The organism is Corynebacterium afermentans subsp. lipophilum, assembly GCF_030408375.1.
In the GTDB taxonomy this organism is placed as follows: domain Bacteria; phylum Actinomycetota; class Actinomycetes; order Mycobacteriales; family Mycobacteriaceae; genus Corynebacterium; species Corynebacterium lipophilum.
Window position 1 is genome coordinate 1,616,397 of sequence record NZ_CP046530.1, and the last position, 22,391, is coordinate 1,638,787.

Consider the following 22,391-nt stretch of genomic DNA (forward strand, 5'->3'; position numbering starts at 1 on the left):
GTTTAGTCGAAGAGCAGCTCCATCGCGCCTGGGGTGGTCATGGGGACTCGTGTGCCGTTGGGTGCGACCCAGTGGATGCGGGCGTTGGGGTTGTCGATGTAGCCGAACGGGCCGTTTTTGTTGTCGGCGTTGACCCCGTTGTGGAAGGGGCACAGCTCGGCGAGGTTGTCCATGTTGGTCATTCCCCCGTAGCGCCACGCGTTGATGTGGTGCGTTTGTGTGGTTTCGGCGGAGTGTTTGCAGTCGGGAAACGCACAGGCCGGGCAGAGTAGTTTCGACATGGTTTTTTGTTTGGGGTTGGCGCAGCGCTTTGTGTGGTAGAGGTTGACGGGTCCTTCTTGTGGGTGGAACGCGGCGACTTCGAGTATGTCGCCGAATTCGTGCTCCATGTATTCGGCACCGGTCATGGTGGTGCCGTCGGTGCAGATAAGCGTGACTTCGTCTGCGTGGCCGGATTGGATGCGGGCCCAGTCGGCGATCGGCACTAGGATGATCGGCCGGAAGTTCGCCTTCGGTATGCCTTTGCCGTTGCGGAGGATCCCGATGAGGGTGTGGGCCATTTGGGCGGCTGGGTCGTCGGCGTCGATGAGTTTGCGCATCAGGTGCTCAAGATCGGCCAGGTCGCGCTCGTTATAGGTCAGGATCATGGTGCGCATGCCCGCCTTCGAGCGGGAGAACTTACACGAGGGTGGGGCTGGTTTGACGGGTTGTTTGATCAACCGTTTGATGCGCTTGGTCAGTGCCCTATACGAGCCGCGGTGGCGCACCAGGTCGAGGCGGATGCGCCAGCGTTCGGCGGCTCCTTCGACGTGTAAGAGCTTTTTCTCGATGTGCACGAGTTGGTCGACCGGCAGACCATGAGCAGCCTCGAGTGCGTCGCGTTGTTTGCGGGTGAACTGGGTCGGACCAAAGTAGGTGTGGTGCACCCGCGCCAAATCGCGCACCCGCCCGGTGGACAGGCCGGCGGCCATAGCTACATCGCGGTCGAAGTCGGCGAGCGTCGAGACGCCTGCGGAAACAAAGTCGGTGAAGTTCATGGCCCGAAAGCTAGGGCAGCGCAACCCCCAAAACTAGACCCGCGGCGAATTGTGGATAACTCAACCTGTGAAATTCACAATGCGCAGGTCAGCGCGACAAATTTAAATCGACGTCCACCCCGTCGACGCGCCCGCGGGAGGTGAACTGCCACACCGTGGGCTCTGGGAAGCCGAGGGGGCGCGGCCAATCCCCCAGCTCCGGCAATGCAGAAACGTCCACGGCCGGGTTGGTGCCCCACTGGGCGAGCCACAGCGAGCCGAACTCGGACACGGAAGCAAACAGCATGTGCCGGCGCCAGTACCAGGCGGACGTGTAGATCCCCGCCACCTCGACGCCTGCGGAGGTGAAGGCGTGGTGGGCGGAGTGGACGTCGAGAAGCGAAAGCCCCGCGGGGGACTCGACGTCGAGCCACATAGGCAGGCGGCAATCCCCTAAAACCTCGAGCGAGGCGGCAACTTGCGAGGCGACGGACGTGCCTTCGGACGGGGCGCGCAGGTAGTGGTACGCCGCCGTCGCATGCGGGGCGAACGACGAAAACGCGGCGTCCTGGTACGTGCCGTCGGTGGTGCGGGCGATGACGAAGTCGAAGCCGGAAACGTCCAGCCCGGCCTGGTGCTCGGAGACGTCGAGCCCCAGCCTCACCGCTTGGTCAGTCCCATGCGCGGCGCGAAGCTGCCTGGGTGGCGGCGCTGCGAGGCGGCGTCGGCGATGGCCAGACGCCATTTCGGGTCGCGCACCGGCATCTGGGAGATGGGGAACCAGCCGGCCTCGGTGTTTTCGTCGTCGCCGACAACAGGGTCCACGGTGGGGTCGAGCGGTTCGCAGCGCAGCTGCACCGTCATGTAGCTGGCCTTGTCCCCGTTCGCGTGAGTGACCGGGCCGTGCGCGCCGACGCCCAAAATCGCGGCGGCGGTCACGCGCACGCCGGTTTCCTCCAGCACCTCGCGCACAGCCGCGACGTGCGGTTCTTCGCCCGGGTCCGCGATGCCGGTCACGGGGGTCCACTCGCCGTTGTCGGCGCGGCGCACAAGCAGCACTTCGGGGACGGCCCACGGGGAGGCAACGGTGGCGTCGCGAAGCACGACGGCGCACACGGCCGGCACCCACATCAGGTCGGTGCCGATCTTCTTGCGGGTTTCCACGATGAACTCCGGGATAGGCATGGTGGCAAGTGTACAATCCCCAGAGTTATGAGCACCGCCGTTTCCGACACGCAGCCCTGGGTCAGACGCGTCCCCGCTCCCCTGTTCGTCGCGGTGTACGGCGCGCTGGTCATCCTGGTGATTTTCGGGGTGGTGATGGCGGCGAGCCGCACCACGGCGAGCACCCCAGCGGACGCGGAGCTGCCGCAACCGGAGCGCCCGTTCAACCCGGCGCCGGCGGATCCGGGCAACGTCGCGGCGAGCATCCGCCCCCACCTGATCGAGAACGTGCGCGTGGGCGAGACGAACACGGGCGCGATGATGCGCGGCGACGTCGTGGTCGGAGCCCTGGACGACACCACCGAGATCGCGGGCCACCTGTCGCGTCTGCTGGAGCAGAATTGTTTGGATACGGTGACGTTGACGTCGAAAAGCGGTATGCGCTTTAACTTCTGGGGCTTTTGCTTCTCGACGCTGCCTCCGGAGACCATCGCCCAGTTCATCGATTTCGGCGTGGCTGAGGGCGCCGATTCCGTGTCATTTATCGACTACGCCTCGCACGACCACTTCCGCTTGATCACCCTGAACTGGCTTGATGTAGACGACGCCGACGCGATGTCCGAGCGCTGGCTGGACGTAGAGCGCCCCGACGAGATCGACCGCGTGACGTTCAACGGCTACACCGACGACGAAGTCGTGGTGGTGGACAACGACAAGGAAACCGGCGAGCAACTCAAGCGTTGGCCGCTGCTCACCAACGCTGAGGAATAAACTCCGCGTCCGGCACGGCGTGCCGGATCACGGCCATGACCTGCTTGACGTTGGAGTAGCTCATCAGGTGCGGATCCTCCATGTCCTCGTAGCACTCCTCGCCCGCACGGCCGGCTTCGGTGCCGGAGACGACGCCGATGACGGTGGCGCGGCCGCCCACGTCCGCGAACACGGGCCCGCCCGAATCGCCGGAGGCGGCGCATACGGCGGCGATGTCGCCGAACGTTTCGTCCTCCACGCCGGGGTCGAGGTTGACTATCTGCACCCGCTCGGTGGCCTCGAAGGTGCCGCAGGTGTAGCCGGTGGTCGCCCCCGTTTTGCATAGCCTATCGACGGGCCCAAGGCCCTCCCCGATCCCAGTCGGAATCGGCGCACCGACCACGTCCATGAACCGGTCGGGGTCTGTGATCTCGATGATCCCCACGTCGGTGCCCTCCGTGGCCGGGGTGTGCTGCGAGTACAGCCCGGAGAAGATGAAGTGGCCGACCTCGGAGGCGTAGTCGATGGCCGTGGACGCGTTGGTGGGCCACACCAGGTCGCCCTCGCGGCCGCAGTGCCCGGCGGTCACCGCGTAGGCGCGCCCGTCCTTGCCGGTGAACGAGAACGCCGCGGTGCACGACTGCGCCGTGAAGTGCTCGCCGGGCGCCGGGCGGTGGTCCGTGGTCTGGATCTTCGTGCCCGGCGCCCATGGGGCGAACGCGGGCACGAGCACGTTGTTTTCGCTGTCCGGCGCGGGTGAGGCGTCGCCAGGCGTTTGCACCTCGGACAGTGCCTCGCGCTCCTCCACGGTGCCGGTGGGCACCCTGGATGCATTCAGGCCCAGCCACACCACGATGCCCACAATCATCGAGGTGGCGACGATGACGGTGATCCATCCGCCCGTTTGCAGCCCGCTGCGGCGCGCGCGGGCCGTGGAGGCCGGCTGCGGCATTTCGGGGAACTTCAGCGGGTGCTGCGGGTACTGCTGCTGGGTTTTTTGCGCAGGCTCACCCGGCATGTCTGGGAAGCGCCACTGCTGCCCTTGCTCGGGCTGGTAGCGCTTGGCCGAGCTGGGCCGGTGTGGCTGGTTACTCGGAGGCGTCAACCGCCGAGCCCTCGTCGCCGGACTCGCCGTCCTTTGCTTGGTCCTTTTCTTCGGCCATGATCTTCATGTCCCGGATGAACTTCTCCGGGTCGAAGTCGGTGTAGTGCTCCGGGCCTGCGAACTGCTCCTGTGCCATTTTCGCGCGCTCCTTTCTGTCGCCCTAGACGTTAGTGCCCTCGATGGCCTCGGCGATAAACGCCTTGACGGCCTCGGCGTCGTTGGGCAGGTCGGTCACGTGGCGCTCGGCGTCCATGATGCCCGCGAACCGCTCCGGCACCTCGGGAGCCTCACCGATCGCCTCGGTAATAGTGTCGGCGAACTTCACCGGCAGCGCGGTCTCCAGCACCACGATCGGGGTGTCCACCTCGCCCGCGAGCTGCTCGGCCACGTACACGCCGTCGGCGGTGTGAGGGTCCACCAGCACGCCGAACTCGTCGCTCATGCGCTTGATGGTGGCAACGCGGTCGGCGTGAGTGGAGGTGCCGGAGGCGAAGCCGAACTCGCCGCGAATGCGCTCCATCACCTCTGCCCTACCCAGGTCGGAGGCAGCGAAGCCTCCGTTTTTCACCCTGTTAGCGAACAGCTCGGAGGTGAGATCGGAGTCGCGCAACGTGGCGTCGAAAAGCATCCGCTCAAAGTTGGACGCCTTGGAGATGTCCATGGACGGCGAGGACGTCGCGTGGGTCTCCGCGGCGGAGCGGGGGCGGTACTCGCCGTTGACGAAGAAGTCGTGCAGCACGTCGTTTTCGTTGGTGGCCACGATGAGGCGGTCGATGGGCAGTCCCATCTGCTTCGCAATGTGCCCCGCGCACACGTTGCCGAAGTTGCCCGTGGGCACGCAGAACGAGACGCGCTCGTCGTTCGTCTCGGTGACTTTCAGGTAGGTGGCGATGTAGTACACCACCTGCGCGAGCAGGCGCGCGAAGTTGATGGAGTTCACCGCGCCGATGGAGTACTTCGACTTGAACGCCGCGTCCGCGCTGACGGCCTTGACCACGTCCTGACAGTCGTCGAACACGCCGGCAAGCGCGATGTTGAAGATGTTCGGATCGTCCAGTCCGAACATCTGCGCCTGCTGGAACGGGGTCATGCGCCCGGCCGGGGTGAGCATGAACACCCGGATGCCATCGCGCCCGCGCATCGCGTACTCGGCCGACGACCCAGTGTCGCCCGAGGTCGCGCCCAAGATGTTGAGCTCCTCGCCGCGGCGGGCCAGCTCGTACTCGAACAGCTCGCCGAGCAGCTGCATCGCCATGTCCTTGAACGCGGCGGTCGGACCCTCGGACAGGTGGCCGATGTGCAGCGTGTCATTCAGGCGGGTCACCGGCACGATCTCTTCGTCGGCGAAGACGGGCGTGCGGTACGCCCGGCGCGCGATCGCCTCGAGGTCCGCCTCGGGGATGTCGTCGACGTAGAGCTTCAGTACTTCGGCGGCGAGGGCTGCGTAGCCGTCGTCAAGCAAAAGCTCGCGCCACTCGCCCAAAAGTTCCGGGGTGATGGACGGGTACACCGCCGGCATGAACAAGCCGCCGTCGGGGCTTAAGCCTGTGAGCAGGATGTCTGTGAAGGAGCGCGACTGCGCCGATGCGTCGCGAGTTGAGATGTAGTCCACCCCGCGAAGTCTACGGCATGGGCGCCTCTGCCCGGCCTGTTCCGGGGATTTACTTACATTCCCGGCTGGCCTCCTCTCCGAGCGAGAACTCAATCCGCCAATCCGAGCTCGTTTTCTAGCTCCTCGAGGGAGATAGTTGGAAGCTCGCCACGCCGAATCGCATCGGCTTCCGCTTCAAGTTCGTCGACATACTCCAGCTCCGCGCTTAGTGCTTCGCGCGCGTAATCAGAGGTCGGGCTACCTGATCTGCTCATGTGTATATCCGGAAGCCCCTACCGGCGGGGCGGTTCCTGTCGACCGGTCAAAATATCCACCACCGAGCGAATCGCGGCGTCGCCGAGCGGCGGCACGGTGCGCTCCTTCTCGGGCGCGTGCTCGCGCGCGGGCGTGCGGGTAGTCGGTTCGACGGTGATGCTCAGCGTCTCGGCGTCGAGCTCCAGGGCGGTCTTCGGGTCAACGCCGGCCACGCGCGCGGCGTCCACCAGCGCGACAAGGTCCGCGAAGGTGGCGTTGTTCAGGTCGATGGTCATGTTCACTGCCATGGGCTCGAGCATATTGCCTATCGACGCCACTCCGCCTCCCCGTCCCCTCTTTGCCAGCGCCCGCGCCCGGCCTTTCCGCGCCCCCATCCGCGGATCCAGCTAGTCGCACCTCGTTTTTCGCCCCCCTGGGGGCGTTTAGCTGGCTCCTGATAGCTGGATCCGCGCAACGGGCCGGGCCGCCCTCCCCTGCCCTAGTCGAACTCGAGCGACGGCACCTCACCCCAGAACGCCTCCTCCACCACCTGGTGGGCGTGGCGGGTGATGCGCAGGTAGTCCTCCAGGAACTCCTGCTGGTCGTCGGGGTCGTAGCCGGCGGAGCCCGCCACCTGCGCGAGCTGCGGGCCCGGCGCGGGCAGCTGATCGGTGCGTTTGCCGGCGACCAGCACGATGGCGTTGCGGGCGCGGGTGGCCGTCAGCCACGCGGTGCGCAGCACCTCGGCATCCGAGCCGCGGATGACGGACGGGTCGTCGAGCTCGGCGAGGAAATCCAGCGCGTCCAGGGTCGAGGGGGTGCGCAGTTCCTCGTGGGTGTCGGCGTGCTGCATGGTCAAAAGCTGCACGGTCCACTCCACGTCCGCGAGCGCGCCGCGGCCGAGCTTGGTGTGGGTGGCGCGGTCGGCGCCGCGGGGCAGGCGCTCGTTGTCGACGCGGGCTTTGATGCGGCGGATTTCCCGGATGTCCGCGGGCTTGGCGCCGCCGACCGGGTAGCGGAAGGCGTCGATGGCCTCCAGGAACGCATCCCCCACGCCGCGGTCGCCGGCGACGACTGCGGCGCGCAGCAGCGCCTGGCGTTCCCAGACTTCGCCCCACTGGCGGTAGTAGCGCTCGTAGCTGGCGATGGTGCGCACCACCGGGCCGGAGCGGCCCTCGGGGCGCAGTCCCAGATCCACCTCGAGCGGTGGGTCGCCGGAGGGTTTGGACAGCCGCGCGCGCATCTGGTCGACGATCTTCGCCGCCCAGGCGATGGCGCTGGCTTCGTCGGCTTCCTCGCTCGGCTCGGCGACGATCATCACGTCGGCGTCCGAGCCATAGCCGAGTTCGGCGCCGCCGAGGCGGCCCATGCCGATGACGGCGATGCGGGCCGGCGGCTCGTCGTGAGGCGAGGATGCGAGATCCGCGTGCACCTCGGCGCGAAGCGCCGCCTCGAGGACGGCCTCCCACACGTAGGTCAGTTCGAGGCAGACCTGGCGCGGCTCCATCAGGCCGAGCAGGTCGGCGCTCGCGATGCGGGCGAGCTCCGCGCGGCGCAGGGAGCGCGCCACGGCGACGGCTTTGTCGGGGTCCGCCTGGTGGCGCTTGGCGGAGGCGATGATGGCTTTATGCACTTGGTCTGGGGCGGCGTCGAGCAGCCGGGGACCGTTGGAGCCGTCGCCGAGGAGTTTGACCACGTCGGGCGCGGAGATGATCAGGTCGGAGGCGTACGGCGAGGTGCCCAGGATGTGCATGAGGCGTTGCGACGCCACGCCCTCGTCGCGCAGCATGCGGAGAAACCAGCTGCGGTCGACGGCGGCGTCGGAAAGCTTGCGGTAGTTCAGCAAGCCCTGGCCGGGGTCGGCGGTGTCCGCGAGCCAGTGCATCAGGCTCGGCAGCAGGATCGCCTGCAGCTTGGCCTTGCGCGAGGTGCCCTTGACCAGCGCGGAGAGGTGGTCGAAGGCGCGCGCCGGGTGGCGGTAGCCAAGCGCGGCCAGCTGTGCTTTCACCGCGTCGGCGGAGAGGGTGGCCTCGCCGACGGACATGTCGGCCACCGCGCCGAGCAGCGGGCGGTAGAACAGCCGCTCGTGCAGGTCGGAGACGTCGCGGCGCACGCGTTTGAGCTCGCGGTACATCGCGTCCGGGGCGGTGCCGCGGTGGTTCGCAGTGAACCCGGCGGCGCGGGCGAGCCAGCGGTTGCGCTTCTCGTCGTCCGGCTCGGGCAGCTGGTGGGTGCGCTTGAAGCGCTGCAGCTGCAGCCGGTGCTCCAACAGGCGCAAAAACTCGTAGGCCTCGGTGAGCACCCGCGCGTCTTCGCGCCCCACGTAGCCGGCCTTAGCCAGGGCAGCGAGTGCCTCCAAAGTGTTGCGGGCGCGAAGGGTGTCGTCGATGCGCCCGTGCACGAGTTGCAGAAGCTGCACAGCGAACTCGACGTCGCGAAGCCCGCCGGGGCCGAGTTTGAGCTCGCGGCGTCGCACCTCGGCCGGCACGTTTTCCAACACGCGCCGGCGCATGGCTTGAACGTCCTCGACGAAGGAGTCGCGCTGGGAAGCCTCCCACACCAGCGGCGCGATCGCCTCGGAGTACGCCCGCCCCAACTCCATCGTCCCGGTCTGCGGACGCGCCTTCAGAAGCGCCTGGAACTCCCAGGTCTCGGCCCATTTCCGGTAGTACGCCTGGTGCGATTCCAAGGTGCGCACCAACGCGCCCGAGGCGCCTTCCGGCCGCAGGTTCGCGTCCACGTCGAAGAAGCACGCGGAGCCGATGCGCATCATCTCCGCGGCCACGCGCGTAATCTTCGGCGAGGCGGGCTCGGCCACGAACACCACGTCCACGTCGGAGATGTAGTTCAACTCGCCGGCGCCGCACTTGCCCATGGCGATCACGGCGAGCTGCGCGTCCGGTTCCTCGTCGCCGTAGACGTCGCGCACCGCCACCGCGAGCGCTGCTGTCAGTGCCGCGTCCGCGAGCCAGGTGAGCCGCTCGGTGGTGTAGCTGTAGCTCATGGATTCGCCTTCGCCGTAGCCCTTCACCGCAGCGAACGTGCCGGCGAGGTCGGCGGCGGCGATGCGCATTACAAGGTCGCGGTGGGTGGCGCGGAGCTTTTGCTTAGCGACGTCAACGTCACCCTCCCCCGCCGTGTACAGCCCCGGGCCGTCAGCGTCGACCCCCACGGCGGCGAGCATGGTGCGGTAGAGCTCAGCCTCATCCGGCAGGTCCTCGAGCAGCAGCCGCCACTGCTGCGGGTGCGCGATCAGGTGGTCTGACAGCGCGGTGGAACCGCCCAGCAGGGCGAAGAACCGGGTGCGGAATACGGGAAAGTCGCGCAGTGCGGCGAGCAGCTCCGCCCAGCCGTCGCCTAAGGCGTCGAAGAGCCGGTGGGCGTTGTTGAGCGCCAGGTCCGGGTCGCTTGCGCCGGCGAGGGTGTAGAGCGAAGCTTCGTCGATAAGCGAAAGCTCCTCGATGTCCTCGGCGGCGCGCGGGCTGGTCAGTCCGAGCTTGGCGGGTGAAATCACAGGTCAATCCCCGTATCGATCTCCCAGGGGGTGATCTGGGCGGTGTAGTCGTGCCACTCGGCCCACTTGGCGCGCAGGAAGAACTCGAAGACCTGCTCGCCTAGGACCTCGGCCATGAACTCGGAGCGCTCCATCTGGCGCAGCGCCTGGTCAAGTGAGTTGGGCAGGTCGCGGTAGCCCATCGCGCGGCGCTCGCGGCGGGTCAGGGCGAAGACGTCGTCGCGGGCGGGCTCGTCCAGCTCGTAGCCCTCCTCGATGCCCTTCAGGCCTGCGGCAAGGATCGCTGAAAACGCCAGGTAGGGGTTGCAGGCCGAGTCCAGCGAGCGCACCTCCGCCCGGCGCGAATCCGCCTTGTGCAGGCGGTAGGTGGGCACGCGCACCATGGCGGAGCGGTTGGAGATGCCCCAGGTGGCGGCGGTGGGCGCCTCGGAGCCGAACTGCAGGCGCTTGTAGGAATTGACCCACTGGTTGGTCACCGCGGAGATCTCGCCCGCGTGCTCGATGATGCCGGCGATGAACTGGCGGCCGGTTTTGGACAAGCTGATTTCGTCGTCCGGGTCGTGGAAGGCGTTGGTGTCGCCCTCGAACAGGGAGAAGTGGGTGTGCATCGCCGAGCCCTCGAGGTCCTTGAACGGCTTGGGCATGAACGTGGCGTGCACGCCGTTCATTTCCGCGACCGTTTTCACGATGTAGCGGAAGGTGACGATGTTGTCGGCCATGGTCAGCGCGTCGGTGTGGCGCAGGTCGATCTCCTGCTGGCCCGGCGAGCCCTCGTGGTGGGAGAACTCGGTGACAATGCCCATGTACTCCAGCGCGGAGACCGCCATGCGGCGCAGCTTCGGCGCCTCGTTGCGTTTGGCCTGGTCGAAGTAGCCGCCCTTGTCCGCTGGGGTGGGCGGCTGGTCGCCCTGGCCGGGTTTGACCACGTAGAACTCGATCTCCGGGCTGGCCACGAACTCGAAGCCCATGTCGCGGGCGTTGGTGATCTGGCGGCGCAGCACCTGGCGCGGGTCGGCGTAAAGCGGGTCGCCGTCGGGCATGGTGATGTCGCAGAACATGCGCGCGGTTTGCAGGCCCGCCTCTTCGTCGAACGGCAGCGGCTGGTACGTCGACGGGTCGGGCCGCAGCAGGGTGTCCGACTCGGAGACGCGGGAAAACCCCTCGATGGAGGAGCCGTCGAAGCCCACGCCCTCCTCGAAGGCGCTTTCCAGCTCCGCCGGCGACATCATCACGGTTTTCAGCGAGCCGAAGATGTCGGTGAACCAGAGGCGGATAAAGGCGATGTCCTGCTGCTCCACCATTCGCAGCACGTTGTCGGTTTGGGCGCTCATGCTCCTCAACTGTAGCGGCCTTTGGGCGTCGGAAAGCAGGCTAAGCTTGGGGGTGACTAACCATTGAAGGAGGACAACGATCATGGCTGCACAAGCACCCGAGCAGTTCCTCGAGGTGGAGATCAAACTCGCCGTGGACGAGGGCACCGGCATGCCGGACCTGACGCAACTGCCCGGCGTGGAGGAGATCGCGAGCATGCGCGAGCACAACCTCTCCGCCGTGTACTACGACACGAAGGATCTGCGCCTGACGCGTTCCAAGATCACGCTGCGCCGCCGCACCGGCGGTGCGGATGACGGCTGGCACCTGAAGTTGCCGAAGGAGGGCGGCCGCAACGAGGTGCGCATGCCTCTCGACGACCCTTCGGCCGTGCCCGAGGAACTTTTGGCCCAGGTCCGCTCGATCGTGCGCACCGAGGAGCTGATTCCGGTGGCGCAGGTGGATAACCGCCGCGTGGAGATCGCCCTGGCAGGCGACGAGGGGCAGGTCGCGGAGTTTTGCGACGACCACGTCACCGCCTGGTCGCTGCTGCCCGGCGGCGAGCGCACCAACTGGCGCGAGTGGGAGCTCGAGCTTGCTGACGCGCTGGCCGGCACCGACGAGGGCAACACGCTGATCAACCAGGGCACCAGCTTTTTGATCTCGGCGGGCGCGCGCAAGTCGTCCTCGCCGTCGAAGCTGGCCACCGCGTTGGGCGATTCCGTCAAAACCGCTCCCCTGCCGCCGCACATGCAGGCTGAGCTCGAGGAGGACTCCCCGGCGGCGGCTGTGGTGGATTCCCTGCGCAAGCAGCGCGACGCCATCGTCGCCTGGGAACCGCGCGTGCGCGCCGACGAGTTCGACTCGGTGCACCAGCTGCGTGTGGCCACCCGCGAGATGCGCTCCCTGCTGGAGACCTTCGAGGGCATCTTGGAGGGCGAGCAGCTCACCGCGCTTGAAGACGAGCTGAAGCACGCCGCCGGGGTTTTGGGCGTGGCCCGCGACGCCGAGGTGGTGGAAGAGCGCTTCCTGGAGCTGTTGGATTCTGACGAGTCCGGGCTCGTGGACGACGCCGCCCGCGCGCACATCGCCGGCGACATGCGCCGCGACTACAACGAGGCCCACGCCGAGATCGTGGCCATGCTCGACTCAGAGCGCTTCATGGAGCTGCTGGACGAGATTGATGGGTTGTTGGCGCAACCGCCCGTCGCAAAGCAGGAGGCTTCTGAGGAGGCCCCGGCGGAGTCGAAGGAGGTCCTCTACGACCACCTCAAGCGCGGCTACAAGAAGCTGAAGAAGCGCCACGACAAGGTCGACGAGCACTACCACGACACCGACCTGCCGCTGCACGAGCGCGAAGACTACGTCCACGACGTGCGCAAGGCCGCGAAGAAGCTGCGCTACTCCGCCAACGCCGCGGCCGACGCGGGTTTGAAGGCGCGGCGTTTGGCCAAGGCCTGCAAGGCGCTGCAGTCCAAGCTGGGCGACTTCCAGGACGCCGTGACCTCGCGCGACCGCATCCAGCGCCTGGCCGAAGAGGCCCGCGAGCGCGGCGAGGACACCTTCGCCTACGGCATGCTCTACCAGCGCGAACTCGACCGCGGCGAGCAGGCCTTAAGCGGCTACGACAAGGCCGTGCGCGAGGTGCGCAAGGCGTTTAAGAAGATCAAGCCGTAAGCGGGTTTACTTCTCCCAGGACGGGGCCTCGCCCCAGTTGTCGTCCGCCTCGTCCTGGTTGTCGGCGCTCTTGTTGCGCTGCGCGGCAATCTGCAGCGCGGACTCCGCCTCCTCGCGGGTGGCGTACGGGCCCATGCGGTTGTCCCAGGCGGCCTCCTTGCCCTGGGTGACCTCGCCGGTGGACGGGTTGTAGTAGTACTGCTCGTCTGCCATTTTCGTTCCTTTCGGGTGTTGTTTACCCGTCCGACTGTACCGGGGCGGTTGGTAGTGTGGGTGCGGTTAAAAGGAGCGTGACATGGCATTGTTTGAAACCCCCTCGAAGTCGCCTGTGGAGCGCGTCCGCGCAGCGTCCGGGCGTGTCGCATCCGCGCCCGGCACGTGGGTGCTCATCGGCGAAAACGTCGACCACTTCGGCGGCGTGACGCTGGCGGGAACGTCGTCGCTGCGCGCCGCGGCGGCGGTGTCCCCGCGCACGGACGGCGTGATCTCCATTGCGGCCCGCGGCCCGCTCGGCCAGGAGTTCTCGGAGCAGTTGCCTTACAGCGACGAACCTGCCGACGGGCTTGCCCGCCGCTGGTGGGGGCTGGTGCACACACTCGTGCAGCGCCAGGTCCTCTCCCGCGACACGTCCGGGATGGACATCACCGTGGAGTCGGACGTGCCGGTCGGCGCGGGCCTCGGCGCGCTCTACGCCGCGGACGCCGCGATCGCGCTGGCCCTGGCCGGCGAGCACGACGACGTGGACACCGCCCCGTTTCGGGCCCGGCTGGCGGAGATCTGCTCGCACGCCGTGGCCACCTACTCGTCGCTGCCGGTGCTGCGCGCCCGCCACTCGGTGGCCCTGCGTGGGGCCGAGGGCGTGTCGGTGGTGGATTACGCCGACGGCTCGCTGACCCAGGCGCCGCACCCCTCGCGCCACGGCGTGCGAGTGTTTTCCGTGTCCCAAGAGCTGGGCACGCCGTTTACGCAGTCCCGCGAGGCGATCGCTGAGCGCCGCGCGTTCATCGACGCCGCCTGCTCCAACTTCGGCGTCTCCTCGCTGCGCCAGCTTCCCGACGCCTCCGGCCGCGCCGTCCAATGGGTCGAGGCACGCCGCGCCGCCGGCGACACGAACGCGCCGGAGCCCGAGGCCGCGCGGCGCTGGGTAACGTTCTGCGAATCGGAGACGTTGCGCTCGCTTGCCGCAGCGAAGGCCCTGCGTTCGCGCCGCGCCAACGAGCTGTTCACTCTGCTCAACTCGCCTTCCGAGTCCCACGACCTGGCCTCCCCCGACGCCCTGGTCGCCCTGGCCCGCAAGCGCGGCGCCGTCGCCGCCCGGCCTGCCGCCATCGGCACTTCCGATGCGGTGATCGCGTTCGTGCCGGTGCAGGAGGCGGACTCGTTCGCGGCCGCGATGGCGCGTGAGTTCGAGGTGGTGGAGGTAGCCGCCGGCGAACCCGCCCGCCTCGAGGGGTAGGTGCCGCCGTTCGGCCTAGTCCGCGGGCCAGGCGAAGCCGACCTCGCGGGCGCCAGGGTCCGCCCGCACGAGGGAGAACTTCGTCTCCGCACCTTCCTCCGGCGCGCCTGCGGACGGCGCGAGCACCGGCGGGTCCACGATGAACACGCGCGCGGCGTCCTCCCCGCTCTTTAAGGTCACGCCGTCGAAGTTGTGGCCCACCCACGGCTCGAGCACCGTCGCCTCCGTTAAGTGCAGGCAGGCCTTCTCCACGGTGTTGGCGAGCTGCGAGGACCGGCCCATCGTCTTGATCACGCGCGGGGCGTCGCGCTCGACCCACTCCGGCACGTCCTCGCCTGCGCAGATGGCGAGGCAGACTTCGGTAGCGTAGCGGTCGATCAGCCGCCGCAAGGGTGCGGTGACGTGCGAGTAGAACCCGCCGATACCGGCGTGCACCTCGGCCTGCTTTTCGGATAGGTCCACGTAGCCGGATCCGCGCAGGAGTTTCTGCGCCTCGCGCATCACCGCCATGCCGCGCGGGGTGTCGGCGTCCACGCCGGCGAGGAACTCGCCGATGTCGCCGGCTACTTCGTAGCCCAGGTTGCGTGCTTCTCGACGAAACTCCGCCTCCCCCTCCTCATCCGCCGGGCCCAACGTGCGCAAGAAGCCCACCCCGGCGTCGACCATCATCCGGCCCGCCACCATGCCGGTGAGCAGCGAGATTTCCGAGTTGTAGTCCATGACCGGGTGGCGCGGCTCGATGACCAGCTCGAACGTGTCGCCGTCGCCGACCACGCGCACCGAGGGCAGGCGCAGGTTGATCGCGTGCCTGCGCAACGAGGACTGCTGCCGCAGCTGCCCCACTTCCTCCAGCAGCGCAATCGACGGGTGCACTGACCCTGACTGCATGTCTTTGTGCACGCCCTCGTAGTCCAGCCGCGCCACGGAGCGCACCAGCGCGCGCTCCACGTGCGCCGAGTCGACCTCGCCGCGCTCATCCAGCTCGAATGTCCAGAGCACTGCGGGGCGGTCCACGTCGGGAAGCAGCGAGGCGGAGCCTTCCGAAAGCTCCTCCGGGTGCAGGCGTGCGGGCTCGTCGGGCAGGTAGATGGTCTGGCCGCGCTCCAGCGATTCGTCCGCTACCGCAGAATCCGGGTCCACGAACGCCGCCACATCCGCGATGGCGTAGCGCACCACGTAGCCGCCGCCAGAGCGGGCCTCGATGTGCACCGCCTGGTCCAGGTCTTTTGAGCCGGCGGGATCGATGGTGACGAGGGGCACGGAGCGGGCGTCGATACGCGACTGCGAAAAGCGGTCCTGAAGCTGCGAGGCTTCCGTGTGGAGCTCCGGCGCGAAGGTTGTGCGCACGTCGAATTCGCGCGCAATCGAGCGGAAGTTTAAAGGCGCGGCGTAGAGCTTCATAAGCAGCCATCGTGCCACGAAAAGGGCGAATGAGTCGGCCTATGAGCCGGATTCTGTTCCCCTTGCGAGGCGGCGACCATCCATCTGGACCACCCATCGCTGGGGGCCTCAAGCAGCTACCTTCGGACTGGGCGGGCAGCCTACATCCGACGACCTCCGCCTTGCGGCGGGGGCTCTTGCCTTGCTCCCGGTGGGGTTTACCTGGCCACCTACGTCACCGCAGATGCCGGTGCGCTCTTACCGCACCCTTTCACCCTGACCTCGTTGCCGAGGCGGTCTACTTTCTGTTGCACTTTCCCGCGGATCGCTCCGGGTTGCTGTTAGCAACCACCGTGCCCTGTGGAGTCCGGACTTTCCTCGACCCGCGCCTGCCCCAAGGTTGGGGTGGTTCGCGGCGCCGCGGCCGCCCGGCCGACTCATTCGCGAGGTACAGCATACGCTTTTCGCCGGTCGGAACGGAACTGCCGGGCATCGTTCGAGGATGCTTACCCCAGGATGCTTATTCCTCGAGAGGGTTGCCGAGCATTTCTCGCGGCCACTCGAGAAGTAAGCTTCCTGGGTTAAGCATCCTCCCCCGGTAAGCATCCTGGGGTAAGCATCTAGCGCCGGAACCTACCCGCGGTGGTGTGCGACGTCGTTGACGCAGCGCACCACGCCGAAGTCGCCGTAGTAGTCCACGACGCTGATGCTCGCCAGGTCCAAAAACACGTGCTTGAACAGCACAGGCCCGGCGCCGAGGGCCTGGCGCAGGAACGACTTCACCGGCGTCATGTGCGTGACCACCAGCACTGTTTGCCCCTCGTAGCGCTCCTGCAGCTTCTCCCGCGTCCGCGACACCCGCCGGTGCAGCGCGGTCAGGGACTCGCCAGACGGGGGCGCGTTGTTCGGCGAGGACTGCCACGTCTCAAACGCCTCCGCGTCGCGCGCCACGGCTTCCTCGCGGGTGAGTCCCTCGAAGTCGCCGAAGTCGAGCTCGCGCAGCCCCTCGTCCACCACCACGTCGAGCCCCAGCGCGCCGGCGGCGATGCGGGCGGTGCCCTGCGCGCGGGCCTGAGGCGAGGCGACGAGGGCGTCGATGTGCCCGAATTTGCGCAGCGCATCGGCGGACCGGCGCGCCTGGTCGCGGCCGGTGTCGGTCAGCTCCGGATCGGACGTGCCGGAGAAGCGCTGCTCGGCGGAGTGCTGGGTCTGCCCGTGGCGCAACAGGATGAACCGGGTGCGCGGGGCGTCGGAGCCGGCCCAGTGCGCGGGGCTGGCGGTCTGGTGCGAGGATTTATCGACGTCCTCCGGTTCCCCGGCCTTCTCCCCCACCCACACGCCGGTGCCTTTGACGATGCCGGGGGCGTCGCCGCGGGCGGCCGCGTCCATGGCAACATTCGACAGCTCGTCGGCCTTTTTGTTCTTGGCGCGCGGTACCCAGGTGTAGGTGACCTTTTCAAACGACGACGCGAGGTCGCGCGCCTCGCGCGCCAGTTTCTGCATGTCGGGGTGTTTGATTTTCCATCGGCCGGTCATCTGCTCGACAACCAGCTTGGAGTCCATGAACACGTCCACGTGTGTGGCCCCGACCTCGCGGCACGCCTCCAGGCCGCGCACCAGGCCGTAGTACTCGGCGACGTTGTTGGTGGACTTTTTGCCCACGACGTAGGCGATCTCGCCCAAGGTCTCCCCGGAAGCGTCGTAGACCACGGAGCCAGATCCGGCAACACCCGGGTTACCGCGGGAGCCGCCGTCGCAGTACATCGATACCTGCATCGGCTACTCCGCCGGAGAAACCCGCACCAGCAGCGTGCCGCAGTTCGGGCAGGTGGGCAGTTCGTCTTCCGGCTCGCCGAGCACCTCGGCGCGCTCGGCCGGCGGCAGCTGGATGAAACAACCGCCGCAGGCGCGGCCGTTGAACTTGGCGGCGCCGATGTCGTCGTATCCGCTCAACACGTCGGCGGGCAGCTTCGCGCGTAGCGCATCCACGTCCACGTCATCTTCCTCCGGCAGCGCGTCGACGGTGCGCTGGGCGGCCTCGACCTTGCGGTTGGCCTCGTCGACGCGGGCGGCGTGCACATCGCGGTTGTTGCGCAGCGCAGCGATCTCGTTGTGCGCCTCCTTCAGCTCGGACAAAAGGTCCGCGATGCGGGACTTCGCGGCGTAGCGGTCGTGCTCGAGGTCCTTGCGGCGCTCCGGGTCGGTCTCGGCGGACAGCTGGCGCTTGTCGTCCAGCTCGCGCTTCTTCAGCTTCCGCTCGTCTTCCTGGATGCGCAGGATTTCCAGCTCCATGTCGTCGACTGCGAGTTGGGCAGCGGCGGAGGCGTCGGTCAGGCGCTTGCGCTCGTCGATAAGCTTTTTCAGCTCCTGCTCCTCGGGGCGCACGCGCGGCTGGGAAGACGCGGCGTCTGCCTGCGCGAGCTGCAGGAGGACGGGCTGCAGGTCTTTGGAAAGGTGCATCGTTTCTCCTTACTCGGGGTGCGCGGAGATGGTCCACGGGTCCGTGCGGATGTGCAGGATCTCGGTGTCCACGCTCAACGGAGCCACGATACTCTCCGCCTGCTCGGTCCAGGGAAACTCGCTGGCCCAGTGGGCAGTGTCGATCACGGCCGGCCCGCCGGCGCGCAGGTGCTCGTCCACCGGGTGGTGGCGCAGGTCGGAGGTGACGTAGACATCCACGCCGAGCTTCGCCACATCCGACAGGAAGCTGTCGCCAGAGCCCGAGGACACCGCGACGCGTCGCACCATCTGCTCCGGGTCGCCCGCGGCGCGCACGCCCCACGCGGTTTCCGGCAGCGCGTTTGCCACCTGCTGGGTGAACTCGCGCAGCGTCATCGGCTCCTCCAGCTCGCCGATGCGCCCCAGGCCGGTCGCTGTTTCAAGGTCGCGGGTGTCGGCCATCTGCACCACATCGAACGCGGGTTGTTCGTAGGGGTGCACCTCGCGCAGCTTCTCGACGATCCTCCGGCGGTCCGCCGCCCTCGCTACAAACTCGACGCGGATCTCGTCCGCTGTGTAGTGCGCCCCCACGGCCCCGTCGGTGGGGTTCGCGCCCTCGACGGGGGTGAATTCGCCGGTGCCCTCGAAGGAGAAGGCGCACTCGCGGTAATCCCCGATTGCGCCGGCGCCTGCTTCGAACAAGGCGCGTTTCAGGTCCGCGGCGGCTGCCGGCGGGACGTGCACGCCCCAGCGATCGGTGGCGTCCAGGGTGACGGGTTTGATCGGGCGGCCGGGCGTGATGCCGACGAGCTCCGCCAGCTTGTCCGAGACACCCGGGCGGGCCGAATCGGCGTTGGTGTGCGCGGCGAACAGCGCGCAACCGCCGGCCAGCAGAGTGTGGATGACCTTGCCCTTCGGCGTGTTCGCCGCCACCGAGTGCACGCCGCGAAGCAGCAGCGGGTGGTGCACGACCAGCAGCTGGGCACCTGCGGCGACGGCGCGCTCGGCCACCTCCTGGGTGCAGTCGAGCGCGAAGGCCACCTTGGTCACCTTCGCGTCCGGGTCGCCGCAGATCAGCCCCACCTGGTCCCAGCTTTCCGCCAGCGCAGGCGGGTAGGCCGCCTCGAGCGCGTCAACAACTGTCTGCACTGTTACGTCTGTCATGGCAGCCAGCCTACAAATTTGGAACAGTGGGCAGGTGTGAACGCCACTTTGCTTTTCGACGTCGACGGCACGCTGATCGATTCCTTCCCCGGCATCAGGCACGGCTTTCTCGTCGGGCTGGAGGCCGTGGGGTGGGACGCGCCCGATGAGGACTTCATCCGCCGCATCCCCGGCCCGCCGATGCCCGAGACGATGCGCTCGCTCGGCATGACTGCCGCGCAGGTAGATCAGGCCATGCGCGCTTACTCGGACTACATGTCCAACGAGGGGTGGCAGCGCTTCGAGGTTTACCCCGGCATGGATGCGCTGGTGCAGCGGCTGGCTGGGGAGGGCTACCGCGTGTGCACGGCGACGTCGAAAAGCGAACGCTTCGCCCGCGCCGCCCTTGAGCGCGCGGGGCTGTTGGAGCACATCGACTTCCTTGGCGCGGCGTCCAACGACGGGGTACGCGCGAAGAAGGTCGACGTGATCCGGCACGTGCTGGACAATGTTGCGCCCGAGCGCCCGCTGATGGTCGGCGATCGGCTGCACGACTTCGAGGGAGCGAACGAGTTTGGCATCCCGAGCGTGGCCATGACCTGGGGCTACGGCGCTGACCAAGAGTGGGAATTGGCCGACTGGGTGGCGCGCGACGCCGACGAGCTAGAAAGGATCATCCGTGAGTTCTAAATTGCATATCGACTTTGTGTGCACCGGCAACATCTGCCGCTCCCCAATGGCGGAGGTGATTGTGCGGGAGAAATTGGCGCAGGAGGGGCTTGCGGACGCGGTCACGGTGACGTCGTCAGGCATCGGCGGCTGGCACGTCGGACAGAAGGCGGACGAGCGGGCGCGACGCGAGCTGGCAGCCCACGGCTACGACGGCGAGGCGCACCGCGCGCAACAGTTCGGGTTCGAGCAGGAACAGGCGGACCTCATCGTCGCGCTGGACACGAACCACGTCTCCGAACTCGTCGCGCGTGGCGTGGACGAGGACAAGGTGCGCCTCATCCGTTCGTTCGACCCCGCTGCTGAGGAAGGCGCCGGCGTGGCCGATCCCTACTACGGCGGGCCGGAAGGCTTTGCGGTGGTGCGCGAGCAGATCGAGTCCGCAGCTGACGGCATTATTGCTTGGGTGCGCAAGCGACTAGACTGACCCGGCGTGAGCGCCAAGAATCAAACGTCGAAACCGTGGTGGCGGCAGATGCTTACCCCCGGCTGGGTCATCGCGGCGCTGTTGATCGGGGTGTTCTCCTACTACGCGTTTACGTTCCTGGCGCCGTGGCAGCTGGGCAAAAACGAGGCGCTGGTGGAGCGCAACGAGCACATCTCCGCCGCCTTCGAGCACGACCCGGAGCCGTTGTCGTCTCGCGTCGGCGCCGACGGTTCCCTGGGGGCGGACGCCGAGTGGTCCCGCGTGGTCGCCACCGGCCACTACACCGGCTCCGACGTGCTGCTGCGCCTGCGGCCCGTCGACGGCACACCCGCCTTCCAGATCCTCACCCCGTTTGTGCTGGACGACGGGCGCGCGATCGTCGTCCACCGCGGCTGGGTGAAAGCCGAAAACTCCACCCAGGTACCCGCCGTGGAGCCTGCGCCTTCCGGCGAGGTCACCATCACCGGCCTGCTGCGCGCCGACGAAGGCGAGCACCCCAACCCGCCCATGCACGAGCAGGGCTACGACATGGTTTACTCCATCAGCCCCGCGCAAGTCGGCTCGCTGACCGGCACCGATGTGGTCTCGCCATACTTGCAGCTCCTCGGCGGCGAAGCGGGCGTGCTCGACCCCATCCCGCTGCCGCAGCTCGAAACGGGCAACCACCTCTCCTACGGGCTGCAGTGGATCCTGTTCGGCCTCGCCGCCCCCGCCGGCCTGATCTACTTCCTCTACTCCGACTCCCGCGAGCGGCGCCGCTTCGAGGCCGAGCAGGAGCAATTGCTTCTCGACGACTCCCCCGCCGGTAGCCCCGACCCTTCTGGCGAGGCTGCCTCGGCCGCCTCGGCTCCGGCGGCCCCGGCTGCGCCGGCTTCCCGGTCTCGGCAGCGCTACGGCTCCTCCCGCGCCAACCCGTGGGCCAAGGCCTACGATAAGGAAGAAGAACGCTAGCTTCGCCCGCCTGAAAGGGGACGGTTGACCGTGATTGATGCCGAACAGCTCCACTCCGCCCTGTTCACGCTGGAAACCGCAGGTGTTGGTTTGGCGGACGGCATCGAAACCGATGACATCGACGACGCCGTCGCCGACCACCCGGCCTTGTTCCCCACCCGCCCGTTCGCGGTGTTGTCCCAGGTGGCGCTGCTCGCCGAGTCCGCCGACGACGAGGCACTGTTCTCCCTCGCCCGCCCCGGCTCCCTGGAAACCCGCGCCGCCCGCGCCTGCTCCGCCGCCGGCGTCGAGCTTTGGGACCTCGCCGTCGTCCCCGACGCCAAAGGCTCCGTGGCAGGCTCCGCCCGGGTGAGGTTTTCCGAATGGGACGTCGCCGACGTGCCCTTGGACGGCCCCTCCCCCTGCTTCGAGCTGGCCATCCTCGCCGCCGTCGAGTCCCGCCCCTTCGCCTGACCGGTCTCCCCTCTCAAAAATAACGCAAACCCTGGGCACCAAACCCTGGGTTCGCGCAAAAATCGACCGATACCAGGGTCTGGCTCCCAGGGTCTGTGGGCTGTCGGCCCCTTCCCAGGGTCTGCGGTCGCCAAAGCCCCGCCCCGTGCTAGATGCTTACTCCTAAACGCTTACTTCTCGACGAACCCGCGGCCGAGCCCGTTACTGCACTCGAGAAGTAAGCATCCTGGGGTAAGCATCTAGACCGGGTAAGCATCCTGGGGTAAGCATCTAGACCGGGTAAGCATCCTGGGGTAAGCATCCTCGGCCGAGATGGGTTGAGTTACCCAGCCAACAGCAGTTTTCGCTTCCCACACAGGCTCTGCTACTCTGCTTGCTACGCGCGCCGTTAGCTCAGCTGGAAGAGCAACTGGTTTACACCCAGTAGGTCGGCGGTTCGAGCCCGTCATGGCGCACCAAATCAATGGTCCCGATCCGGCATTCCGGAACGGGACCATTCGCATTGCTGCCTAGCCCGGCGACGCCGCCGGCGCTGGCCCAAACCAGCGGCCCGCGGCCGGCAGACCCCGAAACCGGCTAGCGGTTGCGCGGCGTGAGGCAGGAGGCCTGCCAGGCACCGAAGCGTTCCGCCTTCGTCTGGGTGAAGCCGGCGAGCTGGGCGGACTCGGCGATTTCGCTGGGCGGGACCACCCCGGCGGAGGCGGCGGAGCCAGCCCCGGGGGTCATCAGCCAGATGCGACCGCCGGGGCCGAGGCCGCGGGAGACGTCGACAAGATCATCGACGAGGTCGCCGTCCCCGTCGCGGAACCAGAGGAGGATGGTGTCGCAGGGTTCGTCCACGTCTTCGTCGAGAAGCTCGGCCCCGATGGCGTCCTCGATGGCCTCCGAGATGGCGGAATCCGCGTCCTCGTCCCAGCCGATCTCCTGCACAACATCACCCGGTTTTACCCCCAGGCGGGATGCGTAGGTGTCCACTCCTGTGGCACTCAAAACTCCATGTCCTCCGTTTTTATCAAGATGTGGTTTGGGC

At 67.6% G+C, this 22,391-nt stretch carries 23 protein-coding genes, 1 tRNA gene and 1 other RNA gene; 8 read left to right on the forward strand and 17 right to left on the reverse strand.

The window, feature by feature from the left end; translation table 11 throughout:
- Positions 1 to 2: 2 nt before the first annotated feature.
- The 3 genes from CAFEL_RS07710 to CAFEL_RS07720 all read right to left on the reverse strand — a co-directional run bounded on the left by CAFEL_RS07710 (position 3) and on the right by CAFEL_RS07720 (position 2,201).
- Complete coding sequence (locus CAFEL_RS07710; protein ID WP_194559596.1) at positions 3 to 1,037, reverse strand: HNH endonuclease signature motif containing protein; 1,035 nt, start codon at positions 1,035 to 1,037, stop codon at positions 3 to 5.
- A gap of 88 nt (positions 1,038 to 1,125) precedes the next feature.
- Positions 1,126 to 1,680: a glycoside hydrolase family 25 protein gene (locus CAFEL_RS07715; RefSeq protein WP_194559597.1), complete on the reverse strand. Its 555-nt coding sequence runs from the start codon at positions 1,678 to 1,680 to the stop codon at positions 1,126 to 1,128.
- Positions 1,677 to 2,201 (reverse strand): NUDIX hydrolase, encoded by a 525-nt coding sequence (locus CAFEL_RS07720; RefSeq protein ID WP_194559598.1) that lies wholly within the window; start codon positions 2,199 to 2,201, stop codon positions 1,677 to 1,679. Before CAFEL_RS07720 ends, CAFEL_RS07715 begins: the two co-directional genes overlap by 4 nt.
- A gap of 27 nt (positions 2,202 to 2,228) precedes the next feature.
- On the opposite strand from CAFEL_RS07720, the gene CAFEL_RS07725 reads away from it, so the two are divergent.
- The gene (locus CAFEL_RS07725) at positions 2,229 to 2,951 is read left to right on the forward strand and encodes a hypothetical protein (protein WP_194559599.1); all 723 of its coding nucleotides are present in this window, start codon (positions 2,229 to 2,231) and stop codon (positions 2,949 to 2,951) included.
- On the opposite strand, the gene CAFEL_RS07730 is transcribed toward CAFEL_RS07725, so the two are convergent.
- The 7 genes from CAFEL_RS07730 to glnA all read right to left on the reverse strand — a co-directional run bounded on the left by CAFEL_RS07730 (position 2,932) and on the right by glnA (position 10,726).
- Positions 2,932 to 4,035: a S1 family peptidase gene (locus CAFEL_RS07730; RefSeq protein WP_228496186.1), complete on the reverse strand. Its 1,104-nt coding sequence runs from the start codon at positions 4,033 to 4,035 to the stop codon at positions 2,932 to 2,934. The two genes, CAFEL_RS07725 and CAFEL_RS07730, sit on opposite strands and share 20 nt — an antisense overlap.
- Positions 4,019 to 4,171 (reverse strand): hypothetical protein, encoded by a 153-nt coding sequence (locus CAFEL_RS07735; protein ID WP_194559600.1) that lies wholly within the window; start codon positions 4,169 to 4,171, stop codon positions 4,019 to 4,021. The genes CAFEL_RS07730 and CAFEL_RS07735 overlap by 17 nt, the downstream gene beginning before the upstream one ends.
- Before the next feature lie 24 nt (positions 4,172 to 4,195).
- Positions 4,196 to 5,647: a threonine synthase gene (gene thrC, locus CAFEL_RS07740; protein ID WP_194559601.1), complete on the reverse strand. Its 1,452-nt coding sequence runs from the start codon at positions 5,645 to 5,647 to the stop codon at positions 4,196 to 4,198.
- Positions 5,648 to 5,736: 89 nt separating this feature from the next.
- The gene (locus CAFEL_RS07745) at positions 5,737 to 5,901 is read right to left on the reverse strand and encodes a CopG family transcriptional regulator (protein WP_194559602.1); all 165 of its coding nucleotides are present in this window, start codon (positions 5,899 to 5,901) and stop codon (positions 5,737 to 5,739) included.
- Positions 5,902 to 5,919: 18 nt separating this feature from the next.
- Positions 5,920 to 6,189, reverse strand: a complete 270-nt coding sequence (locus CAFEL_RS07750) for a hypothetical protein (protein WP_228496187.1) — start codon at positions 6,187 to 6,189, stop codon at positions 5,920 to 5,922.
- Between the two features lie 191 nt (positions 6,190 to 6,380).
- Positions 6,381 to 9,395 carry a bifunctional [glutamine synthetase] adenylyltransferase/[glutamine synthetase]-adenylyl-L-tyrosine phosphorylase gene (locus CAFEL_RS07755; RefSeq protein ID WP_194559603.1) on the reverse strand — a complete coding sequence of 1,005 codons (3,015 nt, stop codon included), beginning with the start codon at positions 9,393 to 9,395 and terminating at the stop codon, positions 6,381 to 6,383.
- Positions 9,392 to 10,726: a type I glutamate--ammonia ligase gene (glnA, locus tag CAFEL_RS07760; protein WP_194559604.1), complete on the reverse strand. Its 1,335-nt coding sequence runs from the start codon at positions 10,724 to 10,726 to the stop codon at positions 9,392 to 9,394. The genes CAFEL_RS07755 and glnA overlap by 4 nt, the downstream gene beginning before the upstream one ends.
- A gap of 82 nt (positions 10,727 to 10,808) precedes the next feature.
- Between glnA and CAFEL_RS07765 the strand changes: the two genes are divergently transcribed.
- Positions 10,809 to 12,383, forward strand: a complete 1,575-nt coding sequence (locus tag CAFEL_RS07765) for a CYTH and CHAD domain-containing protein (RefSeq protein WP_194559605.1) — start codon at positions 10,809 to 10,811, stop codon at positions 12,381 to 12,383.
- A gap of 6 nt (positions 12,384 to 12,389) precedes the next feature.
- Here CAFEL_RS07765 and CAFEL_RS07770 read toward each other — a convergent pair whose 3' ends face one another.
- Positions 12,390 to 12,596 carry a hypothetical protein gene (locus tag CAFEL_RS07770; protein ID WP_034998455.1) on the reverse strand — a complete coding sequence of 69 codons (207 nt, stop codon included), beginning with the start codon at positions 12,594 to 12,596 and terminating at the stop codon, positions 12,390 to 12,392.
- A gap of 82 nt (positions 12,597 to 12,678) precedes the next feature.
- Here CAFEL_RS07770 and CAFEL_RS07775 point away from each other — a divergent pair, with 82 nt between their 5' ends.
- Complete coding sequence (locus tag CAFEL_RS07775) at positions 12,679 to 13,839, forward strand: galactokinase family protein (RefSeq protein ID WP_194559606.1); 1,161 nt, start codon at positions 12,679 to 12,681, stop codon at positions 13,837 to 13,839.
- A 15-nt stretch (positions 13,840 to 13,854) separates the two neighbouring features.
- Here the strand turns inward: CAFEL_RS07775 and CAFEL_RS07780 are convergent, their stop codons facing one another.
- The 5 genes from CAFEL_RS07780 to CAFEL_RS07800 form a co-directional block, all read right to left on the reverse strand.
- Positions 13,855 to 15,240 (reverse strand): RNB domain-containing ribonuclease, encoded by a 1,386-nt coding sequence (locus CAFEL_RS07780; protein WP_194559607.1) that lies wholly within the window; start codon positions 15,238 to 15,240, stop codon positions 13,855 to 13,857.
- A gap of 26 nt (positions 15,241 to 15,266) precedes the next feature.
- Positions 15,267 to 15,659, reverse strand: an RNA gene (rnpB, locus tag CAFEL_RS07785) — RNase P RNA component class A.
- A 193-nt stretch (positions 15,660 to 15,852) separates the two neighbouring features.
- The gene (locus tag CAFEL_RS07790) at positions 15,853 to 16,995 is read right to left on the reverse strand and encodes a bifunctional RNase H/acid phosphatase (RefSeq protein ID WP_194559608.1); all 1,143 of its coding nucleotides are present in this window, start codon (positions 16,993 to 16,995) and stop codon (positions 15,853 to 15,855) included.
- 3 nt (positions 16,996 to 16,998) lie between these two features.
- Positions 16,999 to 17,679, reverse strand: a complete 681-nt coding sequence (locus tag CAFEL_RS07795) for a zinc ribbon domain-containing protein (protein ID WP_194559609.1) — start codon at positions 17,677 to 17,679, stop codon at positions 16,999 to 17,001.
- Positions 17,680 to 17,688: 9 nt separating this feature from the next.
- Positions 17,689 to 18,822, reverse strand: a complete 1,134-nt coding sequence (locus CAFEL_RS07800; RefSeq protein ID WP_194559610.1) for a Nif3-like dinuclear metal center hexameric protein — start codon at positions 18,820 to 18,822, stop codon at positions 17,689 to 17,691.
- Positions 18,823 to 18,858: 36 nt separating this feature from the next.
- Here CAFEL_RS07800 and CAFEL_RS07805 point away from each other — a divergent pair, with 36 nt between their 5' ends.
- The 5 genes from CAFEL_RS07805 to CAFEL_RS07825 all read left to right on the forward strand — a co-directional run bounded on the left by CAFEL_RS07805 (position 18,859) and on the right by CAFEL_RS07825 (position 21,819).
- Positions 18,859 to 19,491: an HAD-IA family hydrolase gene (locus CAFEL_RS07805; protein WP_194559611.1), complete on the forward strand. Its 633-nt coding sequence runs from the start codon at positions 18,859 to 18,861 to the stop codon at positions 19,489 to 19,491.
- Positions 19,481 to 19,957 carry a low molecular weight protein-tyrosine-phosphatase gene (locus CAFEL_RS07810; protein ID WP_194559612.1) on the forward strand — a complete coding sequence of 159 codons (477 nt, stop codon included), beginning with the start codon at positions 19,481 to 19,483 and terminating at the stop codon, positions 19,955 to 19,957. The genes CAFEL_RS07805 and CAFEL_RS07810 overlap by 11 nt, the downstream gene beginning before the upstream one ends.
- A gap of 6 nt (positions 19,958 to 19,963) precedes the next feature.
- On the forward strand, positions 19,964 to 20,908 hold the full coding sequence (locus CAFEL_RS07815) for an SURF1 family cytochrome oxidase biogenesis protein (RefSeq protein WP_290171984.1): 945 nt from the start codon (positions 19,964 to 19,966) through the stop codon (positions 20,906 to 20,908).
- A gap of 30 nt (positions 20,909 to 20,938) precedes the next feature.
- Positions 20,939 to 21,361, forward strand: coding sequence for a hypothetical protein (locus tag CAFEL_RS07820; protein ID WP_194559613.1), 423 nt, complete (start codon positions 20,939 to 20,941; stop codon positions 21,359 to 21,361).
- A 382-nt stretch (positions 21,362 to 21,743) separates the two neighbouring features.
- A tRNA-Val gene (locus CAFEL_RS07825) sits at positions 21,744 to 21,819 on the forward strand.
- A 118-nt stretch (positions 21,820 to 21,937) separates the two neighbouring features.
- Here the strand turns inward: CAFEL_RS07825 and CAFEL_RS07830 are convergent.
- The gene (locus tag CAFEL_RS07830; RefSeq protein WP_194559614.1) at positions 21,938 to 22,351 is read right to left on the reverse strand and encodes a DUF3052 domain-containing protein; all 414 of its coding nucleotides are present in this window, start codon (positions 22,349 to 22,351) and stop codon (positions 21,938 to 21,940) included.
- Between the last annotated feature and the right edge of the window lie 40 nt (positions 22,352 to 22,391).

What these genes read in the sequence shown, in the direction of transcription:
- CAFEL_RS07710 (WP_194559596.1), bottom strand. Translation starts at nt 1,037, where the DNA reads ATGAACTTCACCGACTTTGTTTCCGCAGGCGTCTCGACGCTCGCCGAC.
- CAFEL_RS07720 (WP_194559598.1), bottom strand. Translation starts at nt 2,201, where the DNA reads ATGCCTATCCCGGAGTTCATCGTGGAAACCCGCAAGAAGATCGGCACC.
- CAFEL_RS07725 (WP_194559599.1), top strand. Translation starts at nt 2,229, where the DNA reads ATGAGCACCGCCGTTTCCGACACGCAGCCCTGGGTCAGACGCGTCCCC.
- CAFEL_RS07735 (WP_194559600.1), bottom strand. Translation starts at nt 4,171, where the DNA reads ATGGCACAGGAGCAGTTCGCAGGCCCGGAGCACTACACCGACTTCGAC.
- CAFEL_RS07745 (WP_194559602.1), bottom strand. Translation starts at nt 5,901, where the DNA reads ATGAGCAGATCAGGTAGCCCGACCTCTGATTACGCGCGCGAAGCACTA.
- CAFEL_RS07750 (WP_228496187.1), bottom strand. Translation starts at nt 6,189, where the DNA reads ATGGCAGTGAACATGACCATCGACCTGAACAACGCCACCTTCGCGGAC.
- glnA (WP_194559604.1), bottom strand. Translation starts at nt 10,726, where the DNA reads ATGAGCGCCCAAACCGACAACGTGCTGCGAATGGTGGAGCAGCAGGAC.
- CAFEL_RS07765 (WP_194559605.1), top strand. Translation starts at nt 10,809, where the DNA reads ATGGCTGCACAAGCACCCGAGCAGTTCCTCGAGGTGGAGATCAAACTC.
- CAFEL_RS07770 (WP_034998455.1), bottom strand. Translation starts at nt 12,596, where the DNA reads ATGGCAGACGAGCAGTACTACTACAACCCGTCCACCGGCGAGGTCACC.
- CAFEL_RS07775 (WP_194559606.1), top strand. Translation starts at nt 12,679, where the DNA reads ATGGCATTGTTTGAAACCCCCTCGAAGTCGCCTGTGGAGCGCGTCCGC.
- CAFEL_RS07780 (WP_194559607.1), bottom strand. Translation starts at nt 15,240, where the DNA reads ATGAAGCTCTACGCCGCGCCTTTAAACTTCCGCTCGATTGCGCGCGAA.
- CAFEL_RS07790 (WP_194559608.1), bottom strand. Translation starts at nt 16,995, where the DNA reads ATGCAGGTATCGATGTACTGCGACGGCGGCTCCCGCGGTAACCCGGGT.
- CAFEL_RS07795 (WP_194559609.1), bottom strand. Translation starts at nt 17,679, where the DNA reads ATGCACCTTTCCAAAGACCTGCAGCCCGTCCTCCTGCAGCTCGCGCAG.
- CAFEL_RS07800 (WP_194559610.1), bottom strand. Translation starts at nt 18,822, where the DNA reads ATGACAGACGTAACAGTGCAGACAGTTGTTGACGCGCTCGAGGCGGCC.